This is a genomic window from Lampropedia aestuarii, assembly GCF_004803635.1.
Classification (GTDB): Bacteria; Pseudomonadota; Gammaproteobacteria; order Burkholderiales; family Burkholderiaceae_C; genus Lampropedia; species Lampropedia aestuarii.
On sequence record NZ_SSWX01000050.1, the window covers coordinates 1 to 3,180 of the forward strand.

Annotated in this window: 1 protein-coding gene and 1 pseudogene; both read right to left on the reverse strand. The window is 51.5% G+C overall.

What is annotated here, in order from left to right; all coding sequences use genetic code 11:
- Positions 1–2,548, reverse strand: a pseudogene (locus E8K88_RS17795) (hypothetical protein); the annotation flags it as partial.
- A 329-nt stretch (positions 2,549–2,877) separates the two neighbouring features.
- A complete protein-coding gene (locus E8K88_RS17800) occupies positions 2,878–3,075 on the reverse strand; it encodes a hypothetical protein (RefSeq protein ID WP_136408007.1) in 198 nt (65 codons plus the stop codon).
- Between the last annotated feature and the right edge of the window lie 105 nt (positions 3,076–3,180).

The window sequence follows — 3,180 nt, forward strand, 5'->3', positions numbered from 1 at the left end:
GGGGCTTGTCTGCAATGTGCACCACTGTCGCAGCAGTAATAGCTGCCGCGTCGTTTGTAATCGAAAAATTGTAGTCAAACGGTGTGTTCGCAGCAATCGCTGGAGCGCTCTTAACCACGGTCAAAAGGGGTGCACCATCAACCACCGGTTCATCTGGACCACCGCTAGTGCAGTTTTCTTCTGGCGTACATCCCGGGCCTGGCTCTGGCGGAGGGCCGCTGCCATCAGGGTTGTAAGACGCATGGTTTATTGGTGTAGTGCCGATTGTCGAGGCAGCGGCTGTAGCACTCCAAGTAATGGTTCTGCTCTGGCCTTGCGCAAGTGCAGGTGTCAACGTAATCGGGCATACGACGTATGCGTTGCCATCACCCACGAACGGAAAACTCGCAGTAGCACCACCTACGGTACAGCTGCCCACGGCAGCGCCCAAAGGCTCTGCGTTCAACGTAATGCCAACAGGCGGTTTGTCCGCGATGTTCACTACGTAGGCAGAACCAAAAGCAGTAGTCGCATTGGAAATCGCAAAGCTGTAATTAAACGCTGCGCTAGATGCAATGGCTGGCGCACTCTTGACCACAGTCAAGCTAGGCACCCCCTCCTGAACTGGGTTCGGTGGTGTAGTACTGGTGCAGTACGCATCAGAAATACAGCTCTCACCGGGCTCTGGCGGACTGGCCACGCCATCCGGGTTGTAGGACGCATAGTTCACTGGCAGCAAGCCGACAGTTGAAACCGCAGCTGTTGCACTCCAAGTGACAGTGGTGCTATCGCCTGCCTCCAAAGTCGGATTCATCACAATAGGACACTGAACAACCCTATTGCCATCGCCCACAAATGGGAAGCTAACCGCTACTCCGTTGGCAGTACAACTGCCTACCACTGCGCCTGAAGGCTCCGCATTGAGCGTAATCCCTACCGGCGGTTTGTCAGCCAAATACAACTCAAAGGCTGGACCACGGTCATTGCTCACTGCAAAGCTGTAGTTAAACGGAGCACCTACAGCAATCAACTCTGGTCCGCTTTTGACAATGGTCAATCGCGCTGCAGTCGAGAATGCCATTTCGACTTGTGGCACCGTATTTATCGCAGTGGATTGAACCAACGCTTTAGACGCATACTTCACAGCGGCCAAAAAGGCCGCTTCACTGGCATAAACCGTCGTACCGACCGTGCCCGCTGGGGCATCTGTGCCATTCTCATTGACCCCATAGCACAGACCATCGCTGTTGCTCGCGCCAGTAGGCACGTTATAGCAATACGATGTCACTGGGTTATTAACACCAATGCCTTGGTCAAGGGTACCTGCTGACCACGTCTGAAACATATCACCAGCAGGTTGCACTGCTCGCACGTAATACGTGGAGTTGGCAGGCACCAACCAGGTAAACTGGCCTTGGTTGTTAGTGGTCGATTGCCCCTTCAATTCCACACGGCCATCAGCCAAACGCTGATAGATCTCAACCGTCACACCAGCAAGACCCGGTGTCGTTTGAGGATCAATATCTGCAGTCCCATGGACATCGTTGTAGATCGTACCTGACACCGTCGTTGCAACCTGAGCGACCGCCATATCATAGGCAAATGTCACTGTATGTGGTCTAGCGGTACTGGCATTGTTAGGTGGAGCCGTATCAAACGAAGGCGTATAAGTCGTACGCCCTACGGGTGCCCCACGCCCAGTAAATACATCAATGCTGTATAAGCAATATTGCCAGTTGGCCAGCAATGCGCCATTCATAAAGCCCATGCCATAGATATCGTAGGCGGCAGCTCCATTCAAGGCGTTACAGCCTGTCATAGTGGCAGAACCATCAAGACGCATGACGGTGCTGAAAGTCCAACCACTGCCATCAGGGTTGAGCACCCCCCCAGTCTTACCAGGTTTAATTTTGTACAAATACCGGCCAGCTGGGTACGTCGCATTTCCTCCAGTGTAGCCAAACACATAGAGATTGCCGTCCGCATCAATAGCCGCATCACTAGAGACTTGCGTGACGTTGGCCGTACCATCCGTTGACGAGATATTTCCCGCTCGAATGGTTCGGCGTGCATCCAGCTGGACCTGGGTTTCTCCTGGATTGGCCACAAGACCAGGGTCATACACATAAAAACGGCTTCTGACATTACTGCCGAGTGCAGCAGATAACTGATTACCATACAGTAAGCCGGTGTTCTGATCAGAGGTCATCCCATCAATGCCCTCACCGCCAGTGGTATTGACCATACCGATGTATTGACCAGTCAGCGAGGAGCCACTTCTAACAGCATAAATAGACCGATATCCGACCCCGACTGTGAACATATACAGATCGTCAGACACCTCCCCATTGCCCAAAGGCATTGGCCCGAGAGAGGAAGTGGATGTCACAGCATCCTGCGCACCACTTTTGAGCCAATAGTTCAACGTGGCTGCATTCGCTCCACGATTGATATCCGGAGAAACACCAGTTTGACCTCCTTCACCGTACAGCGTGTAACCATGCAGAAAATTAGAACCGGCATCGCTTACATAGATGCGGTTGATGTTCGGAGCGAAAGAGTAGTACACATGGTCTCTGTCAAACCTCACAGAGTCAATCATCGTTGGCGCAACATTTGGCTCTAAAGGCAGTGGTACTGAAGGATCTGGCGCAAGAATCCCAGTCGCCGTTGTATTGGGCCTAAGTAGCCAAAACTGCGTCTCCGTCTGCGAATGCGCATTGAATGCGCTCAAAAGCGCACTAGCACCTATACCAACTGATGCCAGGCGCCTCCAATACCGTGAAAGACCGGCCTTTGGAGGCGGATCTGCCTTCTTAGAAGATAACTCGCTGTATTGCATTTTCAACTCCCTAAAAAATAGAAGCACGGTGAGCGAACAACAAAAAATAGGAGCCATCAACTTGCCAGCTGACGATCCAGAACAATGGCTAAAGTTGCACAGCGCGAAAGGCCCACAGACACGCTATTTGCTGCATTCATGGCTCCTCGCACTTTCCCAAGAGCCTCTGCACCAAGGCTTTGAATCATTGCAAAAACTACACTCAGATTAACAAATTTCACTGTCTGACACATAAACAATACCATTTCGTCCATAAAAAAACAATCAAACACGTCTTTGCTACAAAAATGGACCATCACACGCAGGCAAACTCTTGTATTGACCCACTAAAAGCTGCACAGGTGTTATCGTGAAAGGAA